General features: G+C 75.1%; 4 protein-coding genes. 1 reads left to right on the top strand and 3 read right to left on the bottom strand.

Going from position 1 to position 3,677, the window contains the following annotated elements:
• Positions 1–1,344, top strand: a 1,344-nt coding sequence (locus tag ETD83_RS40485; RefSeq protein WP_205718168.1) for a hypothetical protein, incomplete at its 5' end; no start/stop codon positions are given.
• Between the two features lie 107 nt (positions 1,345–1,451).
• Here the strand turns inward: ETD83_RS40485 and ETD83_RS40480 are convergent.
• The 3 genes from ETD83_RS40480 to ETD83_RS40470 all read right to left on the bottom strand — a co-directional run.
• Positions 1,452–2,171, bottom strand: coding sequence for an adenosylcobinamide amidohydrolase (locus ETD83_RS40480; protein ID WP_138650549.1), 720 nt, complete (start codon positions 2,169–2,171; stop codon positions 1,452–1,454).
• A gap of 8 nt (positions 2,172–2,179) precedes the next feature.
• Positions 2,180–2,974, bottom strand: coding sequence for an ABC transporter ATP-binding protein (locus ETD83_RS40475; protein WP_138650547.1), 795 nt, complete (start codon positions 2,972–2,974; stop codon positions 2,180–2,182).
• Positions 2,971–3,677 (bottom strand): FecCD family ABC transporter permease (locus ETD83_RS40470; RefSeq protein WP_138650546.1); only part of this gene is annotated, 707 nt, incomplete at its 5' end. The genes ETD83_RS40475 and ETD83_RS40470, both read right to left, overlap by 4 nt.

Here is a 3,677-nt window from a genome sequence, read left to right as displayed (position 1 = left end):
GCCCACACCACGACAACCGCCTCCTCCGCGTCTCACCGCGCCCCCGTCCCCCGAACGGACACCACACCGCTCCCGGAGCCGGCGTCGCCGCCGGAGGCCGTGGCGCGGGCGGGATCGGTGTCCCGTACCGGCGCCGAGCCGCCGGACACCGAAGCCGACCGCGACGGGATCACACGCCTCGGTGACCCGGTCGCGGTCTGGCCGTGCGCCGGCTGCGGACGGCCCGTGCCGCAGCCGGTGCGCGGCGCCCGCACCGTCCGCTACTGCCAGGACGACGACGGCGCGTGCGAACGGTCCGCACGCGACGCCCGCGCGCGCGGGCTGGAGTCCCCGGGACTGACCGGCCAGGTCGCCTGGACGTGGGAGATGGTCGACCGGCTCGAAGGCGCCGCCGACCGGCTCGCGGGCGCGCTGATGTCCGAGCTGAGCGTCGCCGGCGTCGAACGGCGGATCTCGGGTGCCCGCGCCGACGCCGCCGGGCACATCGCGGTCGCGCAGCGGGAACGCGACGCGTCCCAGCAGCAGGCGGAGGCCGCCTGGCGGGAGGCGGCCTCCGCCCGCGAGCGCGCCGACACCGCCGTCCGGGACGCCGCGTCGGTCCGCGCCGAGGCCGAGCGCCTCACCGGCGAACTCGACGCCGCCAGGCGGGAATGCCAGGCCGCCAAGGACGAGGCCGAAGCCGCCGGCGCCGCCCGCCTCGCCGCGGAACGCGACCGCGACCGCGTCGCCGCCCGCGAGGGCGAGCTGATCGCCTCCCTGGAGAGCGCCCGCTCGGAACTGGTCACCCTGCACGGACGGCTGTCGGACGCGGAGACCCTCGCCGAGGGCCAGCGCGTCGAGGCGGACGCCGCGAAACGCTCCGCCGAGGACCTGCGCTCCGCCGTCCGCGACGCCGAGGCCAAGCGCGGCCAGGCCGTCGCCGACTGCGACCAGTTCCAGGCGCGGGCACGGGAGTTCGAGCGGCACAACTGGCAGCTGACGCGCACGGCCGAGGAACTGCGGGCCGCGGTCAAGGCCCTCACCGCCGAACGCGACGCGGCCCGCGCCGAGGCCGACCGCGCGCGCCGCCGGGTCGACGCCCTCACCGCCGTCACCGACGGACGCCCCGACTTCGGCCCCCGCGACGGCGGCCGCCGCGACAGCGGTCCCCGCTCCGCCGCCGACCGGGAGCCGCCGACCGGGCTGCACCCCCTCCCGCCGCTGAAAGGCCCGTCCCCGAACGGCGCCGACCCGCTGGCCACCGACCCCAGGAACCTCACCGACCCAAGGAACCTCACCAACGACCCAAGGAACCTCCACGATCCCAGGACCCTCAACGGACATCGCCTGCCTCACGCCGGATGACCTTCGCTGGCAGGACGTCGAAAAGCTAGGAGGTGAGGCCCTTCCCCACACTGCACTGGCCCTGAACCGGCCGCCGTATCGCACCGGGGTGGTACGGCGGCCGGTACCTATCGGCGCGCCTCCAGGAAGGCGGCGTAGTCGAGCGCCCCGGCATGGACGGCGGCGTGCACCGCGCGGGCGATCCTCGATCCCCACGTGGAACGCGGTCCCGCGAAGTCCTCCTGCGCACCGCCCACGGTCGTGGCGGCGACGCAGATGGCATCGGACGCGGTGCCCGTGCAGGGATATCCCGCTTCGAGGAGCGCCTGGGCCTTGGCCTCGGTGGCGGTGACGACCGCGTTCACCAGCGCCGCGTCGCTCAACGGCACCGGAACGGCGACGACGATGTTGACCGTCCCGGGCGTCCACGACGACGGCGCCTCACCGATCGACCGCAGCGGCGGCGGGGGAGGCGTCCCGCCGTCCAGGTGGATCGGCGCGAGTTCGGGGTCGGCGCTCCCGGCGGGCGCGGCGGCCCAGGTGGGGACACGAAGCCCGACCGTGGCGGAGACGCTCGCGCCCTCGTCGTCCCGCCGCATGGTGCGGGACACCGACGCCGCCGTGAGCATGCCGACGCCGGGCCCCTCCAAGCCGTGCGACCTGGCGAGCTCCTCCAGATGGACGACCGGGTCCGTCCGCGAATAGCCGCCCGCGACCTGCGCGTTCAGCACCCAGCGGGCCGGGCCGATCCCGCCGCCCAGCATGGCCGACGAGATCATCCGGTGCCCGCCGCCGGCCCGCCACACCGTCGCCGCGAGCCGCTTCCCGTCCTCCTCGCGCCACGTCATCTCGACCTTCACGGACGCTCCAAAGGACGCTCCAAGGGACGTTCCAGCGACAGGATCGGCCGGCCGCCGGGCCCGGCGCCGACGTGCACACGCGCGTCGAAATGCTCCTCGACGGCGGCGCGGGTGAGGACCCGCGCGGGCGGGCCCGCCGCGGCGACCCGTCCGTCCGAGAGGAGGACCAGGTCGTCGGCGTACTGCCCCGCCAGCGTCAGGTCGTGGATCGTCGTCACCACGGTCAGCTCGTCGGACAGCCGCAGCTGGTCGACCAGCTCCATCACCTGCTGCTGGTGGCCGATGTCCAGGGCGGTCGTCGGCTCGTCCAGCAGCAGCACCGACGTCTGCTGCGCCAGCGCCCGCGCCAGCACCGCCCGCTGCCGCTCACCGCCCGAGAGGTGGTCCAGCGGACGGGACGCGAACCCGGTGAGATCCAGCCGGTCGAGGACCTCCGCCACGATGGCCCGGTCGCGGGCGCTCTCCCGCCCGAGATGCGGGATGTACGGGGAACGTCCGAGAAGGGTGTAGTCGAAGACGGTCATCCCGACCGGGATGTTCGGGCTCTGCGGCGCGTAGGCGATCAGCCGGGCCCGCTGCCTCGGCTTCAGCGCGGCCAGGTCCGACCCGGCCAGCGTGATGCCGCCCCTGGACGGCACCAGGCCCAGAACGGCGCGCAGCAGCGTCGACTTCCCCGCCCCGTTCGGCCCGATGACCGCCGTCCACGACCCGGACGGGACGTCCAGCGACACGCCCTTCAGCACCGGCCGCCCGCCGAGCGCCACGTCCAGCCCCCGGATCTCGATGGTCACGTGTCCACCTGCCTGCGGCTGGCGCGCAGCACCGCGACGAAGAACGGCCCGCCGACGAATGCCGTCACGACACCGAGCGGAAGCTCGCCGGGCTTGATCACCGTCCGCGCCACCAGGTCCGAGACCTCCAGGAACGCCGCCCCGCCGAGCAGCGACAGCGGCAGAACGATCCGATACGAACCGCCCGCCAGCCGCCGAACCGCATGCGGTACCACGATCCCGACGAACCCGATCAGCCCGCTCACCGCCACCGCGCACGCCGTCGCCAGCGACGCCGCGACCAGCACGATCAGCCGCACCCGCGCCGCCGACAGGCCCAGCGCCGCCGCCTCCTCGTCACCGACGCTCAGCACGTCCAGCAGCCGCCCGTGCGCCAGCAGCACCACGGTCGACACCAGCGCGTAGGGGGCGATCAGCGCGAGCTGATGCCAGTCCGCCGACCCGACCCCGCCGAGGATCCAGGAGAAGATCCGTTGCAGCTCCTCGGCCTTCAGTTGCTGGACGAACGTCTGCACCGCCGCCAGGAACGACGACACCGCGACCCCCGCCAGCACCAGCGTCGCCACGCCGTTCCCCCGTCCCGCCGCGCTGCCCAGCGCATACGCCAGGAACACCCCGGAGATCGCGCCCACGAACGCCGCGAGCGGCACCCCGTACCCCGGGTCGCCCGGCACCAGCGCGATCACCACGGTCGCCCCGACCC

It is taken from the genome of Actinomadura soli, from assembly GCF_005889715.1.
Classification (GTDB): domain Bacteria; phylum Actinomycetota; class Actinomycetes; order Streptosporangiales; family Streptosporangiaceae; genus Spirillospora; species Spirillospora soli.
The sequence above is the reverse complement of the archived record's forward strand: the minus strand, read 5'-3'. Positions and strand labels throughout refer to the sequence as shown.

What these genes read in the sequence shown, in the direction of transcription:
- ETD83_RS40480 (WP_138650549.1), bottom strand. Translation starts at nt 2,171, where the DNA reads ATGACGTGGCGCGAGGAGGACGGGAAGCGGCTCGCGGCGACGGTGTGG.